Genomic DNA, 19,142 nt, shown 5'->3' with positions numbered 1-19,142 from the left:
CTATTCACTTAATTCAGCTAAATCAGTTGTGTAGCGTGTAGGCTTAAATCCCATGTTTAAGACCAACGACAACCCGTTTTCAACTCAAGTCAAAGCTTAAATAAAAAACCAACTTAATCGATTAAGTTACAAGTTAGCAACTAATGAAATAATTGCAAGTACAATTTATACTCAAAACACACTAAAATTTAACAAAAATTACTTAAGCAAATGTTTACTAAGTAAATATAATTTTATCAAAGTGATCAATTATTCAACATTGGCTGTGAGTAAGTGCCCTGATGGATCGCGTAGCAGGTTATAAGCCGCCATAAAACATAATAAAAAGGCAAAACCTGTCGCTAGGTAAAAACCATATTTAACATGGCCAAACATATCACCTACAAATCCCATCAATAGCGGCCCTAACGCCGCCGATAACGCAGTAAAAAACAAAATAACGCCAGCAACAGAGCCGTGCTGTTCAACAGGGAAGCAACTTATGCCCTTAGAGTTTAGCGTTGGGTATATCATCGACATAAATAAGCCCGACAATGGCAATAATATGACTGCGGCAGATATGCCATACAACATAGCACCTAAGTAACATAGGCTAATCGCTAAGCTGAACCAAAACATCACTTGCTGCCAACTAAACCGATTCAGTATCCAGCCGCCCAAAAAGCGCCCAATTGCACGTAAGGTAAAAAAAATGGTGAGTGCATAAGTGGCAACCAAGACTAAATTCCCCTCGTAATTTAGCAGGAGTGTCGGCATCCATACGTAAATGGCCACTTCAGTTGCAACATACAGTCCTATGGCTAACGAATACCCTAATGCATAGGGGTTTTTCATCATCCTAAAGGTGCTGGCTAGGTTAATTTCTTGGGTCGATGTTCGCTTAATCTGTGGGTATGGCGCTCGGTATGCTAACCAGCACAATACTAAGCAAAAGACCCCAGCACCAAAGTAAAGGTACTTCCACGACACACCTGTAACAAGTAAGTAACTCACAATGGCAGGACCAACCATTGCCCCCACACCAAAGAAGCCTTCAACGGTATTCATGGTACTTGAGTGCTGTTTTGAACTCGCCGAAATATCGCCAATCAGCCCCAGCGCCCCTGTTTTAAATACACCAATAGCAATCCCCACTAAGGCGAGTAAAAACAGGAAGTAGTAAAACGACTCACCCAATGCAAACATAAAGCTCGCAGCGGCAAACAATAACAATCCGATTAAGATTGTGGTTTTACGACCTAGCTTATCGGCTAAAAAACCTAAAAATAGTCCACTCAATGCAATAAATAACATTGGCATGTAATGAAAAGCGCTTGCTTGTGACATTGATAAATCAAACGTTGTAATTAATTCTGGGATAATCACCCCAACTGCATCAGAGGTCATTGCAAACATAAAAAACATCAAATATGTCAGCATTCTAATCCGTGCATTACCGCTATTTTCATTTGTATTCAAATGACTAACCATACCATCCACCTTCTTTTTATATGCTTTTCTTTGTGGTTTATGAGTCGATTTTTACGCTCACATTCGTCTTCTCCCACAGAAAACGAACTCAATTTTTAAACAAAGCCCTTGAATAATGTTTCATCTTGGTTAAATATACAACTTAATCGATTAAGTTTTTTTTAGAAATCTATTTTAAGAGTCGCCAAAATGAAAAATAATGTTCAGCTGATCACATACGTAGATCGTATAGCTCACTCAGATTTAAAAGGACTCAAACAGGTTCTAGACACAGAACTGCATGATCTTTTTGGTGGCGTACATCTATTGCCTTTTTACTACCCTATAGATGGTAGCGATGCCGGATTTGACCCAATCGATCACGGCAAAGTGGATGAACGCTTAGGTGATTGGAACGACGTAAAACAAATTGGCCAGCACTATGACATTATGGCTGACTTAATCGTTAACCATATGTCTGCCGAATCGACAGAGTTTCAAGATGTGCTTGCCAAGGGTAAACAATCTCCATATTGGGATCTGTTTTTAACCAAAGAAAGCGTATTCCCAAATGGGCTAAGTGCAGAAGATCAGGCCAAAATCTATCGCCCTCGCCCAGGTAGCTGCTTTACCACTTACACATTAGCCGACGGAACTGAAGTCGAGTTTTGGACGACTTTCACGTCAAATCAAATCGACATTAATGTTCACACCGCAGCCGGACAAGCTCATCTAAATAACGTACTGAATCGCTTTCACGACAGTAAAGTCGACCTCATCAGACTTGACGCTGCGGGCTATGCAATAAAAAAACCGGGCACTAGCTGCTTTATGATTGATGAATCTTTTGCCTTTGTAGATGAATTAGCAAAAAAAGCCAACAGCCTCGGCATGACCACATTGGCAGAAATTCACTCGCACTACATGACACAAATCGACATCGCTAAGCGGGTTGATATGGTGTACGACTTTGCACTGCCGCCATTAATTTTACACAGTTTGTTTAGCAAGGATGCGAGCGCCTTAACTCACTGGTTATCAATCGCTCCTCGCAACTGCGTTACCGTGCTAGATACTCACGATGGCATTGGTATTATCGATGCAGGGCCTGTTGGCAATAAAGCTGGTTTATTAACGCCAGCCGAAATTGACAACCTTGTTAATCAAATTCACCGCAACAGTAAAGGTGAAAGCTTACAGGCAACTGGCGCTGCAGCAAGCAACGTAGACCTTTACCAAGTAAATTGTACTTATTACGATGCCCTTGCTCAAAATGATGTAGATTACTTAATTGCACGCAGTATTCAGTTTTTTGCTCCAGGCATACCGCAGGTGTATTACACAGGTTTACTGGCCGAAACCAACGCAATGGAATTACTCAACAAGACTCAAGTAGGTCGCGATATTAACCGCCCTTATTTGCATGTGAGTGATATTCAAACATCTATGCAAAAACCTGTGGTCAAAGCATTATGCGAACTGATTAAGCTTCGCAATACTCAACAGGCATTTAATGGTGAGTTTAGTATGAGCTATGACAACCAGCAGTTACATCTAACCTGGAAAAATGGCGATGACACTGCAAATTTAATCGTTGATTTTGCAATTAAAGATGCTCAAATAAGTGTCACCAATAAACAGCAATCTCAACGTATCGTACTTACTGAGTTACTTGCCAAACACAAGCTGTAACCATACGGGTTAATAACAATAAGGCGCCGATAATAGGCGCCTTATTGTTGCTTGAAATTCAGCTGAAATACCGCATTAACACTTTCTAACAACTGCCACCTCGCGACAACTCATAACCTAGCACTTCAGCATGATGGGCATCTGCAATAAACATCTCTGCCGCTTTACGGCCTTTTTGTTCAGAATGTTGATATACCGTCGTCAATGCCGGCAGCATTCGTGCAGCCTCATCAATACCATCAAAGCCGACAACTCGAATATCCTCAGGGATTCTTAATCCTTGTTGAAGGGCTTCGCGCATCAAACTCAGTGCAATGAGGTCACTCATGCACAAAAATACATTAGGACGAGGCACGCTATTTAACGCCTCTTTAGCTGCAATACTCGCAAGGTCTGAGTTACTTTCAGGGATGTTCCAAATACGATCATCACCTAACGTGACCCCCGTATCACTGATGGCATCTAAGTACCCTTGCAGGCGTTGATGCGCAACAGATGTGTCGATTTCCATCGAGTGAATATCATACACACGACAGGTTAAATGGGTGTCTAGCAAGCGTAACCCAAGAATGGCAACATGGTCATTTGGCGACTTAATTGCCAGTTTTGCAACCTCATAGGCACCGGCTTTGTTATCAATACTCACAGATGCGCTTCGGTGAATATTAAAGTCGACAGTAACCACTTTTTTACGAATTTTTTTTAACTGTTCGGCCAGTAAACGATTTCGTGGGCGACCATAGCATATAAAACCATCAACAAAATCATTGATGCTATTCACACTCTCAGCACTGCCTGAAAACAACAATAAATTGAGTTTATGCTGCTCGAAAACGGCCGCGACGCCTTTCATAAATCGACTTGCAACAGGATCTGACACCATGTATTCAATACTGTCTGACAGCACCAATGCTACCGTATCAAATTTACCGCGTCTTAAAGACTGTGCAGCTTTATTTGGGCCAAAATAACCGAGTACGTTACACGCTTCTAAAATTTCTTTACGGCGCTTTTCCGACAGCTGGTCTGGGCGATTAAACGCATTAGACACAGTCGCATTCGATACGCCTAATTCTTTAGCGATACTTTTTAAGGTCCAATGTTTAGGGTCTGACATGTGGGTCCGTTTAATGCGTTACCGCGCTCTGTGAGCAGTAGATAACATGAATATACCGATGCCCGACATTGAAAACAATCTAGGCAAAGTCACAAAGGGGATAAAACGTGCCCAAATAAAACGCAGGGCACGAAAATAGGCAAATATTAACGATTAATCTTGTAGATTATGTTGCTTCGCGTAATCAACTAAACTGGCCAGCGACATATTTTGCTGTTCTGTTGGTTTGGTTAAACGTTTCGCAAACCAATAACGGGGTTTCCAGTACACATTATTTAAACTAGAAATTTTCACGCCTTTTTTGGTAGATGCATGTAAAAACTTATCCTGGCCCATGTAAATTCCTACATGACGGGTTGTTCTACCGGTTTTAAAAAACACCAAATCACCGATATCAAGCTGATGCCTTGGAACATCTTTACCTAAAGTGCGCTGTGCATTAACCGAGCGTGGTAATTTTTCACCCACAATATCAAGGTAAGCTAAATAGACAAAACCCGAGCAATCAATGCCATTACGGCTCAAACCACCTAAGCGATACGGTGTGCCTTTCCATTGATCATGAAAACTGAGTAAGTTTGACTCACTCCACTTAGGCGGCTCTGGCTTAAGCATTGGTGGCACCACCACAGGTTTAGGTGCAACCACCACAGGCGGATTAGACGCACATGCAGACAGCAACACCATTAATACGACACTATATAATCCTTTAGCCAATTCGACCCACTCCAAGACCCGAAAAAAATCACCGAAATATAAAGACCTTTAGATAAATACACAATCAAAATACGTCATAAGCCACTGAGTAATGCTATAAAGCTTAATTTAGCGGGTGATCAGTTGCATGCATTGCACAATGGCGCGTTTTGCTGCGGTTTTATCTGCTTTAATTTGACAGCGTAGCATAGTCCCTTGCCAATTTGACCAAAAAATCTTCGACAACACGCTCGCGCTCAATTTTGTTTTAATAAACCCTTGCTGCTGCCCTTGCTCAATAAGCGCATTAAACTGACTCAACCACTGGTCAAAAAGGCGATTCAGTGTCTGGTGCAAAATCACCATTTGCGGATTCACTTCAACCATCAAGTTGCCCATTAAGCAGCCACGGGGCTGATTGTCGCTAAATAAAAAGTCAATCAGTTGATGGTAGCCACTCAATACCGCTGTAACGTTAGTTTTAAAGTTTGCCTGTGGCTCCATGGCAATCGGCGCGATACGTTGGTCAAAATAGTATTGTGCGACTTCGGCGGCAAAGGCTTCTTTACTGGCAAAATAATGATAAAACGAGCCTTTAGGAATACCCACTTCATCCAATATCAGTTTAATCCCCACGGCGCTGTATCCGTGTAAAGCAAATAGCTTTTCACCGACGGCGCAAATCGACTGTTTACTGCTGGTATTTTTGTTCATAAGCTCTCCCTGTTGGCCGTTACGATAACCAAAAATAGACCAGTCGTCTATTTGTTTCCAGTTTATTGATACCATTGGAGCTCGCTGCAAGTATAAGTGCGATAAAGGCTGCAAAACTGGTGAGGCCAGCGCAAAAGGAAACTAACTTAACCTGAGCTCGGGATAATAAATGCCTTTCAAACAGTCCTTTGCCCTGCTCACTGCGTTGAATCGACTTACAATAGGCTAGCTATTGACGCGTCAATTCGCCTTGTTAGCAGAACAAATGACAAGCTTGAAAGTGAGAATGGGTAACATGTTGATTTTAAATAGTATAAGTTCATCCCTTATCCCGAGCTCAGGTTAACTTAATAACAAGCTAAGTAAACAGCAGTTGGGTAAACAGCAGTTAGATAAAAAAGTCAGCCCATTAGTAACAACTAGACATCCACAACAGGCAATTCACAGCAAGTGACAAACTGAGCCGCGGGAAGAATATTAGCGGGTGTTTTGCTTAATAGACTCATCGAGCCGTTGTTGGGTGTCTGCACGCTGTTGACGACGTTCATCATCGATATGCTGATTAACCAATTGCTCACATTGTTTTTGTTGGTCATATTGGCGTAAAGGATCGGTGGCTTTATCTGTTTGAGCCTGGCATAACACGCTACTGCATCCGCTTAACAACACACTCACTGACACAACTAAAACGGGAAAATACCTCGATGATACCGCCAAATCATCGCGGCTTATGTCGTTATCATGCATACCAGAATCATGCATACCAGACTCCCCAATAAAAAGTGACCCATAAAAAAACCAGCCCGAAGGCTGGTTAATAATAAGCTAATCAATCACGATTACCCAGTAATGTGTAACTCATCGACAACCTTTTTAACGTCGTCGGTATTTTTAGCAATGGTTAGGGCTAAATCGCGCTCAGCGTCACTTGATACCGTACCTTCTAGGGTCACGACGCCATTTTCAACATCAACATCAATTTCGGTACCCGAGATATCAGTTGAAAATAATAAGCGGGTTTTCACCACTGTCGCCACTTTTGAGTCGGTTAACGTATCGGCGAATGTTTCGCTGTCATGATCTTTCTCATGATGCTTCGTCATCACCGTTAATTCGTTATTAACCTCGTTAACGCCGTCAACACTTTTGACTAATTCTGCAGCCAGCGCTTTATCAACACTGCTATTTACTTTACCGGTTAAGGTTACGTTACCGTCTGTTACGTCGGTATTAATATCAAAAGAGTTAAGGTTAGTGTTTAACAATAACGTGGTTTCAGCTTTACCATCAATCCATGCATCTTTTGCATCATCCTGCCAATCTTGTGCTGCGTTTGCACTGAATGCCATTGAACCAAGAACGATGCTTGTTAATACTGATAATGTGGTCTTTTTCATAAAAATACTCTCCATTGTTAGTGTTAATGCTGTTTTACATATTAGGTAATGCGCCAATCATGCCAACTTTATAACCACCTGTTTTAAAATGACTTATTAAAATACCCACTTAAAACCCATTGGTGATTACAGCTTAACGTCGGACTTTTTTACCGGCCTAATGTAAATGTTTCACTGTGATTAGCCCTGCTTATTAAGCGATAAGTTTTTCATGCTGTCGCAACTGATTTGCAACGATGCAATACCCTCGGCTAGTTGGCGGGTCACAAGCTGGCTAGATGCACGCTTAGCGGCAAGTTTGAGCCTGCTTAGCACGTATTGCTCAGCGGTAATCAGCACCTTAATGGCTTTAGCAACTCGCTTTTGCCCTATGGCTTTTTCTGCTTCGGCATAATAGGGGCTCAGCGACGGTCTTAATGTCTCAATACGCTCAATTGTTTGCGGATATCGCGGTTCAACCTGTTTAAACAGTGCTGCTAGACGGCTTAAAATCGTTTTTCTAACCTCTGCCATATGACTAAAAATACGTTTGATATTATAGTCGTCAGCCCCTTTTGTAGCCTGGCTATAAAATTGTTGTCCTGCCTGGCATAAATCAATCGCTTCATTTAATAACCATAAGTCGCTGCCATCGTAAGTGACTTCATGTGATCGCTTTATATTCAAGGCTCTATCTCCTTATCATCAACTAACAGAATTTGTTAGCCTGCTTGATGACTTGCTAATGAATGTAATATTGAGTCATTATGATGGCTTGCATAATTCATACACATTGACAAAATTTAATTAAACTGTTGATTTTAAATTGTTATGCTAATCGTTCATTCTCGGGACAAACGCCGAACAGGAAAAAATTACCGCCTTTGATTGTCAAACTTACACCGTTGACTGACATTGAGTATTAATAGACAGGGAGTAATATCGGCATGGGTCGTCCAGTACTGTTTTACCATTTGCGCCAACCGCAAACACAATCTCAGCTCTTACAGGTGCCTGGGTGCCAACATTTCAATAAAATCGCCAGTAGCGTCGATCAACCTTGGCTGGCTCAACTTGAAGACAACGCCGTCGATGTGGCCATTATCGAACTCGCCAATCTAAGCCAACAAGATTATGTTGATATTGCCAACAGTGAGTTGATGGCAGATATCGAATTTATCTTTTTAAGCGAAGGCAAACCCAACCCTAATCTCGATAAGCTGATGGCCACAGGCGCGGGTTATCATTTTCGCCAGCCTTACGATATGACGCTGATTGACGACACCCTACAAGATTTTGCCCAAGACTTAGTGGTCAACTCAGGCAAAAGAAATCAGCCATTTTCAAGCGAGCTAGATCAATATGGTTTATTAGTGGGATCATCGCGCGCCATGCACAAGCTATACAGAACCGTCCGTAAAGTGGCCGTGACAGACAGCAACGTATTAATTATTGGTGAGAGCGGCGCCGGTAAAGAGTTGGTCGCAAATACAATTCACTTAGCCAGCGACAGAGTAAACGAGCCTTTTATTGCCATCAACTGCGGCGCATTAAGCCCAGAATTAGTCGACAGCGAGTTGTTTGGGCATGTTAAAGGGGCATTTACAGGGGCACACCGAGAGCACGCTGGCGTGTTTGAACAAGCTGAAGGTGGAACTCTGTTTTTAGACGAAGTAACCGAAATGCCACTTGAGCATCAAGTTAAATTATTAAGGGTGCTCGAAAATAACGAGTATCGACAAGTCGGTAGCCCACAGGTAAAAAAAGCCAATGTGCGTATTGTGGCGGCCACCAACCGCGATCCTTCAATGGCGATTGAAAATGGTCATTTTCGTGAAGATTTATACTTTCGTTTAGCCCACTTCCCAATCCGCGTACCGCCATTACGTGACAGAGGCAATGACATTAGCGGCTTAGCTCAGCACTTTTTGGCATATCGTAACTCGGCAGAAAAGCTCAGCAAAACCTTTAGCGACGATGCCTTGGCGCTTATTCAACAACAAAAGTGGCCAGGCAATGTGCGAGAGTTAAAGCATGCTATCGAACGCGCTTATATTCTCGCCGACAATGTGATTGATGTAAGCCATATCAATATTAGCTCGCTAGAACCATCGAGCGACCAAACAGAAGACGATGTACAAATCCCCACCGGCATGCGCTTAGATGAACTTGAAAAAGTCGCCATTTATCAGGCTCTGGAACAATCCGACGGCAATAAAAATGACACAGCCAAGCAGCTCGGCATTAGTGTCAAAACCTTGTACAACAAATTGAGTAAATACGAAGATCAAACCAGTTCAGAAGATTAAGAAACTCATCATCCCAGCAGTGATTTTGAGCCGGGATCCAGCTTGTCTTATCTTCGATTTTTATGGCCTGCGGCCACCAACGTCGTGGCGCTTCGCCCACACCAGACCAAGAGGAAACCAACGGCTGTTCCCTCTTGGAACTCCCAGCCGCCACATCAAAATTATCTGAAAAGCGATAATTTCGCGACGTGGTCAAATCCATCTTTTAACTTCTTTTGAGTGTTCTTCGGCCTTATTCGAAAATGCGGCCCAAAGCTGGATAATTTTCCGTCGCAATTTTTTCGCTGCTGTTGTTTGGTTAAAAAGCGAAAATGTTGCCGGAACGGCACAGGTGATCCAAGAGGGGATTGCTGTTGATCCCCTTTTGGCCCGTGCAGGGTGGAACCTTGCGATCTTGATTCAAACGGAGTTTGAAAATTGGTGTGGCCGTAGGCCATAAAATGAAGATTACCTCTGTGGAATCATCACAGACAACGACTTGGGTTTCACCTCAATACGCATATCATCAGCCTCAAACAACTCGCCATCAATCACATACTGGCACTGCTTATCCGTTGTTAAATAGACTTTTTTGGCCTGCTGATGATGAATCGCACTGTTTGCAGCGTTTTGATCTCGGCCGCCTGTTAAGCCTGCAATCAATAACTCGGTCATGCTCAGTAATGGCGGTGAAGATGAGTCACTTGCGTCAATCCAGGTGATATCAAGTAAGCCATCATTAATAATCGGCTCACCATTACCCTGGGCTAACACACTGGTAAATGGCGCGGCATTGGCAACCACTAAACTGGTGGTATCAACCGTGTGGGTTTCACCATCATCTAATTGCATGCAAATCGACAACGATTGATTTTCATCGATGGCTTCCCATAACCCAGTTAAATACGCTAACTGACCCATGTCATTTTTGGTGTCACGATCGGCTTTTTGGATCATTTTATGCTCAAACCCCAACCCCACCAGTAGCAACATAATGGTGTCGTTACACATTGCGGTATCAATACGTTGATGGTGGCCTTCAATTAAAATATCTAACGCCTGCGACACAGGGATTAACTTACTCGTCACACCAAATAAGGTATGACTTAACGCATTAGTTGTGCCCATGGGGATAATGCCTAAATAAATATCGCTGCCAACCAACACCGAGGCAACCTCGTTAACCGTGCCGTCGCCGCCGCAGGCAATAATGATGTCGGCACCTTGCGCTTTAGCTTGCTCGGCCAACTGCACCGCAGACTTATCTTTGGCGGTATATAACACTTTAAGCTGAAAATACCGCGATAAGGTTTGTTTAATATGATCGGCTTCATCACTCCATTTACCGCCACCCGATACCGGATTCACAATTAACCAGGCTTGCTTATGGATAGTAATTTGCTGTTGTTGATACATGGTTTCAACGCCCGTTAACTGCCATTTATTTAACCTAGCAGTTTGACGAATATCATTAATGCTTTTAAGCACATCGCTAAACTGGCGCTGTTTATCGCGGCACACTAAATAAGCGGCCAACATAAGCACCGAGCGACCTCGACCTAAGGCACAATGCACTACCACATTATTACCTTTGCGCACCTGATTATGTAGCCAGTTTACCGCCTGATTAACTTGCGCCACAGTGGGTACGCTATGATCTAATACTGGAATATTTAAATACTCGATATTCTCATCGACTAAGGTCCATTCAAGTGCATCAAACTCAGCGGTAACATCTAAAATAGCCCCGATTTTTTCACGCTTAAGTTGTTCAACGTCATTTGGAAACAAGCGACACGCTAAATACAATTGTTTATCGATTTGTTGAATAGCAGGCACTTTATCGTGCTTTCTTGCCCACGCGTTATACGCTTGACAGCCCATTAAAAACGGCACAAAACTCCAGCTAATATACCAAGGGATACTGCCATCCTGACTTTTACGAAAAACCCCTGCGCTATTAAACCAGTAAGCTGAGCTTACTAAACCTAATGACAATGCCACCCAGCCAAACGCCACTTGTAGCACGACATTGGGTATGGCTATGCACAAACACAACGCGATAAAAGCCCCAAGGGTGTAATAATATTTAATGTGGATTTGGGTCGGCATAATTGGTCCTCCTGAAGTTAAATAACCAAAGCGGCACTCATGCCAAGTGCATGAGTGCCGTAATATCATTAACAGTCAGGGTCTTCTGCTTTCATGCCTTCTTTAACATCTTCACAGGCATCCTCAACGGCATTACCCGCATCTTGAATCATCTCATCGACGTTCTCACCTACATTTTCGGCTTTGTTATCTGAACATGCAGACAAGCCTGCTGTAAGTAGAACCATTAAACTTGCCATTGTGATTAATTTTAATAATTTCATAATTCATCTCCTGATGATGGTAAAAAGCTCATTACGGTTAACGTGCCAATTAGCGTGACATACGCTTAATGAATCAATGTGCCGTGATTATTTTTTAGATTAATTTATCGAGGTGACTTACCACGCAATGCATTCGACACCAGTGAAATCAGCAACAACACAATAAAGATAAAGAAAATAATTTTAGCGATCCCCGCTGCTGCCCCTGCAATACCGGTAAATCCAAATAAACCTGCAATAACGGCTATCACTAAAAACATTAATGTCCAGCCCAACATAATAACCTCCTTGGTTTACGGTTTGTCTTCAATGTACTGAATATAAATAGACGGTATCCGTACATGCTTTGTTTGGGTGTGTCTGTGTTTTGTGTACTTGTCATCAAATGTAATTAACCTGAGTTCGGGATAATAAACGCCTTTCAAACAGTCCTTTGCCCTGTTAACTGCGTTGAATCGACTTGCAATAGGCTAGCTATTGACGCGTCAATTCGCCTTGTTAGCAGAACAAATGACAAGCTTGAAAGTGATAAAAGGTAACATGTTGATTTTAAATAGCATAAGTTCATCCCTTATCCCAAACTCAGGTTATATTAACTAAAGCCAGCATCGTGCCAACTTTAAAAAATTACTTTAATCTATTGATATTGTTAAAATAAAAACTTTTTCAGTTAAAACCAAAACCATAAAGCCAATGCGACATAAGAAATTTTTACCGACTATTCGGTAAGAGTTTCAGGCGCAAAGCCTAAGGTAAAAAAAAGGGCTGCCAACAATGACAACCCTTTTAATGATTAAGCTTTACGATTTTCTGCAGCTTTATTTTGGCAATTTAATGGATATCACCGCCGCTATTGTCACAAATGCGCTTGAAATCCATAAACATGCCTCAAGGCCATATTGCTGATATACCCACCCCGATAGCACAGTACCAATTAAGCGCCCCATGGCATTGGCCATGTAGTAAAAGCCAACATCGAGTGACACACCATCATTGCCAGCATAACTCACAATAAGGTAACTGTGCAGCGATGAGTTAATCGCAAATACCGCACCAAATAACAATAAACCGGCAATTAATGATTGCTGGATATAAAAGTCAAAATGCAGTGCTAATGCAATCACAGCAGGAATGAGTAACAAGTACCCAGCCCACATAAACGCGGCCTGTCCGCTAGGAACTTTGCCTTGTTTTTTACCGGTAAAATACGGCGCAAATGATTGCACAATACCATAGCCAATTACCCAGCTGGCCATAAAGCCGCCTACCCACCAATGGTCCCACTGAAACGTGACCGCTAAAAACACTGGCAATGCCACCACAAACCACACGTCGCGAGCACCAAACAAAAACATTCGCGCCGCCGACAACATGTTAATCGCCGGGCTTTTAGAGAACATGTCAGTAAATTTAGGCTTGTTTTTAGCTTTACCTAAATCGGCCTTTAAGCTGAGCAAACTCATGAGCCACACAATAGTCAACATGACCGCCATTGCGATCACGGCGCCGCGAAACTCAAGTAGCGTGAGCAATAAGCCACCTAAAAAGAAACCAACCCCTTTTAAGGCATTTTTAGACCCAGTAAGAATCGACACCCACTGATACAACTTACCCTGAGCATCACTTGGCACCAGCATTTTAATGGCGCTTTTGGCGCTCATTTTATTAAGATCTTTGGCAATACCAGACAAGGCTTGCGCCGCCATCACATACACTACCGTCAGCATCTCTGCTGGCACGGTTAACATGGCAAGGGCGACAATTTGCAGCCCAAGGCCAATATTCATGGTGTTATTTAGCCCCAGCCTGGCACCTAACCAGCCGCCAACGAGGTTGGTCACCACACCAAAGATTTCGTAAAACAAAAACAGCATGGCAATGTTAAGCGGGCTGTAACCAAGCTGATGAAAGTACAACACCACCAGCATACGCAGTGCGCCGTCGGTTAAGGTAAACGCCCAATAATTACCGGTAATAATCAGGTATTGTTTAATTTGTGGCGGCAATGCGCTCAGTGATAACAGCCCCATGCTGGGTTATTCCTTATCTGCTAAGCCAACTTTGCGGGCAAGCTCTGCGGTACGGTTCGCGTATCCCCATTCATTGTCGTACCACACGTATAGCTTCACCTGGGTGTCGTTAACCACCATGGTCGACAAAGCATCAATAATACTTGAACGCGGATCGGTTTTATAATCTACCGACACCAGCGGACGCTCTTCGTAGCCCATAATGCCTTTTAGTTCCGTGTCTGCGGCTTGCTTAAGCAGTTGATTCACTTCTTCTACTGTGGTGCCGCGAGCCACTTCAAATACGCAATCGGTAATTGAAGCATTGGCTAACGGTACACGAATAGCATGACCATTTAGCTTACCTTTAAGCTCAGGAAAAATATGAGTAATCGCGGTAGCAGAACCCGTTGTGGTGGGAATTAAACTAATGCCGCAAGCACGTGCGCGGCGTAAATCTTTGTGCGGTGCATCTAAAATGGTTTGAGTGTTAGTGATGTCGTGGATTGTGGTCATCGAACCATGTTTAATGCCGATTTTTTCGTGGATCACTTTGACCACTGGCGCTAAACAGTTGGTGGTACAAGACGCTGCAGTCACAATCGGGTGAATCGCTTTATCATAGAGATAGTCGTTCACGCCCATCACAATATTGAGCACGCCCTCTTCTTTTACGGGTGCGGTGACCACAACACGCTTAACACCTTGATCTAAATATGCTTGCAACAAAGCCTTGGTTTTAATTTTGCCCGACGCTTCAATCACCACATCGCAGTGTGACCAATCGGTATCTTGAGTGGCTTTGTTTTGAGTACATGGAATAGCTTTGCCATTAATCACAATCGCATCGCCTTGGTGTGTCGCCTCGTGATGCCAACGGCCATGGACTGAGTCGAAAGTCATTAAGTGGGCTAACGTAGGTGCGTCGCCAGCAGGATCGTTAATGTGAACAATTTCTACGTCGTCCCAATCGAACGCTGCGCGCATTGATAAACGCCCCATGCGGCCAAAGCCGTTAATACCTATTTTAATCGTCATAATATTGTCCTAAATAATGTTGTGTTGTTTATGCAAGCTAATTGGCCTGCTTTAATCAACAAGATCACACAGTAAAGCCATCAAAATATTCACGCTGTACAGGGTGCGCTAATGCTTTAGGTCGCAATGCTTGCACCGCACTGACAACCTTGTCCTTTGGCCAGCCTAAGCTGGCTAAAATGAGTCCAATTACCAGCCCTGTGCGCCCAGATCCGCCCTTGCAATGCACTGCAATTGTGCCCTGACGATTAAGTACAGCTAAAATTTGTGCCTTATTGGCTAACCAGCTGGCTTCAAATTCAGCCCCTGGTGCGGCGTCATCTAAAATAGGCAATTGCACCCAAGTGATGTGTTGACTCGCGCACTGCGCGGCCATATCACTCACATCATTACGTGCCATTTCGTCGTCAAACATCAGGGTCAGTAACATTTGCGTACCAGCCGCTTTTAATGTGCTTAACGACTCGGCTAATCCTTGCTCTTTGGTGCCTGGGCACGGGGTAAAAATTAATTTAGCGCCATGTTCATTGAGCGGGTCTAATGGCAAACTATCAAACGGGTGTGGCGACATGATTAACTCCCAAATCTTATATTGAAATACGGCACTATCTAACGGCAAAAACTCACTTTGTCGGGTCGGTTTTTCATGCTGTTGAGACGGTCAAGGTGCGGTAAAATGAATGTAATGTTGTTTTCTGTTGTTTGTGCAATAACCGACTTAATCCACAACGGCAAGGCGGAATTAATGCGGTAAAACACCCATTGGCCATGCTTTCTATCACTGAGAATATTGGCTTTTCTCAGTAAGGCTAAATTACGCGACACCTTAGGTTGGCTTTCTTCATCAAGCGCTTGCATTAACTCACACACACATAGCTCACCATGGTAATGAGTAAGCATTAAGGTTTTTAGGCGGATATCGTCGGTTAAGCATTTATAAAATGCGATGGGATCGACATCTGTTAATGCTTCTTCGGCGAGCCGCTCCTCTTCAGCGGTTACTTCTAAGGCTGCAGGGGCTGACACCTTATTTTCCACCAGCAAAAACATCGATAAGCGATTGTTTAACTCGGTTAAGGTGCTAGAGAAAGGATGATGACCTTTACGGGTTTTAGGATCAGGGAAATCCCAGGCCAGCTGCTTGCCGGCACCAGGAAAACTTCGGCATTCTGTATTGGCTTTATCGCAAAGCGTAATCACGTAGTCAAACTGTTGCCCATCAAACGTTTGTACATGTTTAGAGACTAAGTGACTCGTGTCTACACCAAAATTTTGGATTGCTTCAAGAGCCCTGGCGTCAACGGGCTCCGGTTCAGTGCCTGCACTAAAAACATCAAATTGCTCGGCGGCTTTACTTCTTAATAATGCTTCAGCCATTTGTGAGCGAGCAGAATTCCCTGTGCATAAAAACAAGACGCTTTTCTTTTTCATAGATATCGGACTCGACTGAATGTGTAAAAACATTGTATATACGTTTTTTTACATATACAAGGTAAGGGCAATAAAAAAGCCTATTAAAGATGACAAATAGGTTTTATACCAACGCTAGTGTTTGTCTCGCTAACTCAAGGGTAATCAACATAATAAAGACTTGCCGTTTTTCCAATTAACCTTACAAGGCAAGCCTAGCTAAAAATTAGCGCACAAATTCTGCCTTCAACATTTAATGGACGCATCTCGGTAGTCATTAAGCAAAAACCAACTATTTACTTTGAAAGCCAAATAATATAAAGTCCAAATAACTTGACAATCAAACAAAATAATTATGACCAACTTTGCCGATCAATATGCCCATCAGCATAACTTCACCTCTGTGAATGCACAAAACGAACGCCGCACATGGTATGTACTCGTTATTACCATTATTACTATGGTTATCGAAGTCACTGCCGGTACGATTTATGGTTCTATGGCATTACTTGCCGATGGTTGGCATATGGGTACTCATGCTGCCGCATTTTGTATCACGTTATTTACTTATCACTATGCGAGAAAACACGCCAATAGTGATAGGTTTTCATTTGGTGTAGGTAAGGTTGGCGTACTCGGCGGATACACTAGTGCGATTGGATTGGGCATTGTCGCGCTCATTATGTTGGTTGAGTCAATACATCGGCTACTGTCGCCAGTTGATATCCAATTTAACCAGTCCATTATGGTCGCGGTTATCGGTTTAGTGGTTAACGTGGCGAGCATGTTTATTCTTGGTCATGAACATCACCACCATGGTCACGAGCATCACGACCACCATCATCATGATCACGACCACCACGAGGATGACGACCATACTCATGCTCATAGTCATGATCATCATGGACATAGCGACCATAATCTCAAAGCAGCCTATTTTCACGTACTCGCTGACGCGCTCACCTCAGTGTTAGCCATTGGTGCGCTTTTAGTGGGTAAGTATCTTGGTTGGTATTGGTTAGATCCAGTAATGGGGATAGTGGGTGCTGTGGTTATCACGAAATGGGCTTTAGGTTTAATGAAGCAAACGAGCCCAATTTTATTAGATGAAAGCATCGACAAACATTATCAAGCAGACATTATTAACACACTTGAAAACGAGCAAACTAAAGTGACCGATATTCACATTTGGAGAATAAGTGCAGATCACTATTCGGCCGCCATCGCTATTTGCACCACAAGCGACACTAATGCTGAAACATTTAAACAATCACTGAGTAAGTTTGGTAAGCTAAACCACTTAACAATCGAAGTGAATTACGCCTGAGGCTCTTATGCATTCTTTGAATAACCTAATCATCGAATTTTACGACAAACTATCTTCTTGGGAGCAGTCTGTCGTAAAAGATACCGGTTACTCATTAGCACAGGTCCATACCATTGAAGTATTGGGCTCGCACGGCCCAATGCGAATGAAAGAGTTAGCAGATAGATTGGGCATTACTACCGGCACATTAACGGTGCAGGTAGAAAAGTTAGTGCAATTTGGTCTTATCGCCCGCACTCCGCATGAAGTCGACCGCCGTTCAATATTGGTCGAATTAACCAGTGAAGGTACTGCGCTGCACAAGCACCATAACCGCATGCATTTACAACTAACTGAAGACATCACCCGTCATTTAGACCCAGAGTCGATTAAAGTGCTCACCCAAAGCTTTGAAAAAATGAACCGCGAGTTTTAAAATAGGGCTCGCTGAGTTAAATGGTCAGCGAGTATCATTTCATTAAACTGCCAACCCGGCGGCAACACCAGATGCCCAGGCCCACTGAAAATTAAACCCACCTAACCAACCACTTACGTCCATTACCTCACCAACAAAATATAATCCAGGGACGTTGTTGGCTTCCATGGTTTTCGATGACAACTCATTAGTGTCAACACCGCCTAAGGTCACTTCTGCGGTACGATAACCTTCGGTGCCATTCATAATAATTGACCAGTCATTTAAGCTTTGGGCGAGTTGTTCACGCTCTCCGTGGCCAAGTTGATTTAAGGCTTTATCTAATTGCGCTTCATCAAATAAGGCTTCGACTAGACGTTTTGGTAACCAATGGCTAAGGGTGTTGCGTAAGCTTTGTTTAGGGTGGTTTTTAAGCGCGAGTTCGATTTTTTCTAACGCGTCTTCGCCTGGCAATAAATTAATTGAAATCGCTTCGCCTGCTTGCCAATAGTTTGAAATTTGCAGTACTGCTGGGCCAGATAAACCACGATGGGTAAACAATAGTGCTTCGCTAAACTGGGTGCCATCTTTTGCGGTGATCGTTGCTGGCACAGCGATACCCGATAATGCTTCAAAACGCGCTTTTTGCTCAGCATGCCAAGTAAAAGGCACTAGCCCTGCACTGGTCGGTAATACTGTTAAGCCAAATTGTTCGGCAAGCTTATACCCATATGGCGTAGCGCCGAGTTTAGGCATAGATAATCCGCCTGTGGCAACCACTAAAGACTGGCAGCTTAGTTCGCCATTACTGGTCGTTAACAAAAAGCCGTTGTCGACTTTATTGACCGATAAAATTTCTGTACGCAGCTTAATCTTAACGCCAGCCCATTCGCACTCGGTCATTAACATGGTGACGATATCTTTGGCGGAGTCATTACAAAATAGCTGACCATGATCGCGCTCGTGGTATTCAATACCATGGCGTTCAACCAACTCAATAAAATCACTTGAGCGGTAACGCGCTAATGCCGATTTTACAAAGTGTGGATTGCCACAAATAAACTGATGCGGCTCAACCTTTTGATTGGTGAAGTTACAGCGCCCACCGCCACTGATCAAAATTTTGCGACCAGCCTGTTTGGCATTGTCGAGCACCAACACATCACGACCGCGATAACCCGCAGTGGCAGCACACATTAATCCTGCCGCGCCTGCGCCGATGATGATTACGTCATGATGTTTCACGCTTTACTCCAC

19 protein-coding genes are annotated in these 19,142 nt (G+C 43.2%); 4 read left to right on the top strand and 15 right to left on the bottom strand.

Annotation, left to right across the window (positions count from 1 at the left end; all coding sequences use genetic code 11):
• Nucleotides 1-249: 249 nt before the first annotated feature.
• Nucleotides 250-1,470 (bottom strand): MFS transporter, encoded by a 1,221-nt coding sequence (locus PQR79_RS16545; RefSeq protein ID WP_238107467.1) that lies wholly within the window; start codon nucleotides 1,468-1,470, stop codon nucleotides 250-252.
• A 189-nt stretch (nucleotides 1,471-1,659) separates the two neighbouring features.
• Between PQR79_RS16545 and gtfA the strand changes: the two genes are divergently transcribed.
• Nucleotides 1,660-3,141: a sucrose phosphorylase gene (gene gtfA / locus PQR79_RS16540; protein ID WP_238107466.1), complete on the top strand. Its 1,482-nt coding sequence runs from the start codon at nucleotides 1,660-1,662 to the stop codon at nucleotides 3,139-3,141.
• An 85-nt stretch (nucleotides 3,142-3,226) separates the two neighbouring features.
• Here gtfA and PQR79_RS16535 read toward each other — a convergent pair whose 3' ends face one another.
• The 6 genes from PQR79_RS16535 to PQR79_RS16510 form a co-directional block, all read right to left on the bottom strand.
• Nucleotides 3,227-4,258, bottom strand: coding sequence for a LacI family DNA-binding transcriptional regulator (locus PQR79_RS16535; RefSeq protein WP_238107465.1), 1,032 nt, complete (start codon nucleotides 4,256-4,258; stop codon nucleotides 3,227-3,229).
• A gap of 153 nt (nucleotides 4,259-4,411) precedes the next feature.
• Complete coding sequence (locus PQR79_RS16530) at nucleotides 4,412-4,945, bottom strand: NlpC/P60 family protein (protein ID WP_238107535.1); 534 nt, start codon at nucleotides 4,943-4,945, stop codon at nucleotides 4,412-4,414.
• 138 nt (nucleotides 4,946-5,083) lie between these two features.
• Nucleotides 5,084-5,743 carry a TetR/AcrR family transcriptional regulator gene (locus tag PQR79_RS16525; RefSeq protein ID WP_274408573.1) on the bottom strand — a complete coding sequence of 220 codons (660 nt, stop codon included), beginning with the start codon at nucleotides 5,741-5,743 and terminating at the stop codon, nucleotides 5,084-5,086.
• A 402-nt stretch (nucleotides 5,744-6,145) separates the two neighbouring features.
• Nucleotides 6,146-6,430: a hypothetical protein gene (locus PQR79_RS16520; protein WP_238107463.1), complete on the bottom strand. Its 285-nt coding sequence runs from the start codon at nucleotides 6,428-6,430 to the stop codon at nucleotides 6,146-6,148.
• A 77-nt stretch (nucleotides 6,431-6,507) separates the two neighbouring features.
• A complete protein-coding gene (locus PQR79_RS16515) occupies nucleotides 6,508-7,065 on the bottom strand; it encodes a BON domain-containing protein (protein WP_238107462.1) in 558 nt (185 codons plus the stop codon).
• 180 nt (nucleotides 7,066-7,245) lie between these two features.
• A complete protein-coding gene (locus PQR79_RS16510) occupies nucleotides 7,246-7,731 on the bottom strand; it encodes a hypothetical protein (RefSeq protein ID WP_238107461.1) in 486 nt (161 codons plus the stop codon).
• A gap of 260 nt (nucleotides 7,732-7,991) precedes the next feature.
• Here PQR79_RS16510 and PQR79_RS16505 point away from each other — a divergent pair, with 260 nt between their 5' ends.
• Nucleotides 7,992-9,353: a sigma-54 interaction domain-containing protein gene (locus PQR79_RS16505; protein ID WP_238107460.1), complete on the top strand. Its 1,362-nt coding sequence runs from the start codon at nucleotides 7,992-7,994 to the stop codon at nucleotides 9,351-9,353.
• 447 nt (nucleotides 9,354-9,800) lie between these two features.
• On the opposite strand, the gene PQR79_RS16500 is transcribed toward PQR79_RS16505, so the two are convergent.
• The 7 genes from PQR79_RS16500 to PQR79_RS16470 all read right to left on the bottom strand — a co-directional run bounded on the left by PQR79_RS16500 (nucleotide 9,801) and on the right by PQR79_RS16470 (nucleotide 16,185).
• Complete coding sequence (locus PQR79_RS16500) at nucleotides 9,801-11,444, bottom strand: diacylglycerol kinase family protein (RefSeq protein WP_238107458.1); 1,644 nt, start codon at nucleotides 11,442-11,444, stop codon at nucleotides 9,801-9,803.
• Between the two features lie 68 nt (nucleotides 11,445-11,512).
• Nucleotides 11,513-11,707: a hypothetical protein gene (locus PQR79_RS16495; protein WP_238107457.1), complete on the bottom strand. Its 195-nt coding sequence runs from the start codon at nucleotides 11,705-11,707 to the stop codon at nucleotides 11,513-11,515.
• A gap of 104 nt (nucleotides 11,708-11,811) precedes the next feature.
• Nucleotides 11,812-11,985, bottom strand: coding sequence for a DUF1328 family protein (locus PQR79_RS16490; protein WP_238107456.1), 174 nt, complete (start codon nucleotides 11,983-11,985; stop codon nucleotides 11,812-11,814).
• 540 nt (nucleotides 11,986-12,525) lie between these two features.
• The gene (arsJ, locus tag PQR79_RS16485) at nucleotides 12,526-13,737 is read right to left on the bottom strand and encodes an organoarsenical effux MFS transporter ArsJ (protein ID WP_238107455.1); all 1,212 of its coding nucleotides are present in this window, start codon (nucleotides 13,735-13,737) and stop codon (nucleotides 12,526-12,528) included.
• Nucleotides 13,738-13,743: 6 nt separating this feature from the next.
• Nucleotides 13,744-14,754 carry an ArsJ-associated glyceraldehyde-3-phosphate dehydrogenase gene (locus tag PQR79_RS16480; RefSeq protein WP_238107454.1) on the bottom strand — a complete coding sequence of 337 codons (1,011 nt, stop codon included), beginning with the start codon at nucleotides 14,752-14,754 and terminating at the stop codon, nucleotides 13,744-13,746.
• A gap of 64 nt (nucleotides 14,755-14,818) precedes the next feature.
• On the bottom strand, nucleotides 14,819-15,325 hold the full coding sequence (locus tag PQR79_RS16475; RefSeq protein WP_238107453.1) for a phosphatase domain-containing protein: 507 nt from the start codon (nucleotides 15,323-15,325) through the stop codon (nucleotides 14,819-14,821).
• Nucleotides 15,326-15,363: 38 nt separating this feature from the next.
• A complete protein-coding gene (locus tag PQR79_RS16470; protein WP_238107452.1) occupies nucleotides 15,364-16,185 on the bottom strand; it encodes a metalloregulator ArsR/SmtB family transcription factor in 822 nt (273 codons plus the stop codon).
• 334 nt (nucleotides 16,186-16,519) lie between these two features.
• Here PQR79_RS16470 and dmeF point away from each other — a divergent pair, with 334 nt between their 5' ends.
• Nucleotides 16,520-17,491, top strand: a complete 972-nt coding sequence (gene dmeF / locus PQR79_RS16465) for a CDF family Co(II)/Ni(II) efflux transporter DmeF (protein ID WP_238107451.1) — start codon at nucleotides 16,520-16,522, stop codon at nucleotides 17,489-17,491.
• Between the two features lie 7 nt (nucleotides 17,492-17,498).
• Complete coding sequence (locus tag PQR79_RS16460) at nucleotides 17,499-17,906, top strand: MarR family winged helix-turn-helix transcriptional regulator (RefSeq protein ID WP_238107450.1); 408 nt, start codon at nucleotides 17,499-17,501, stop codon at nucleotides 17,904-17,906.
• A gap of 42 nt (nucleotides 17,907-17,948) precedes the next feature.
• Here the strand turns inward: PQR79_RS16460 and PQR79_RS16455 are convergent, their stop codons facing one another.
• Nucleotides 17,949-19,130, bottom strand: coding sequence for a BaiN/RdsA family NAD(P)/FAD-dependent oxidoreductase (locus PQR79_RS16455; RefSeq protein ID WP_238107449.1), 1,182 nt, complete (start codon nucleotides 19,128-19,130; stop codon nucleotides 17,949-17,951).
• Between the last annotated feature and the right edge of the window lie 12 nt (nucleotides 19,131-19,142).

Origin of the sequence: Shewanella metallivivens (assembly GCF_028750675.1) — a bacterium.
In the GTDB taxonomy this organism is placed as follows: Bacteria; Pseudomonadota; Gammaproteobacteria; order Enterobacterales; family Shewanellaceae; genus Shewanella; species Shewanella metallivivens.
The sequence above is the reverse complement of the archived record's forward strand: the minus strand, read 5'-3'. Positions and strand labels throughout refer to the sequence as shown.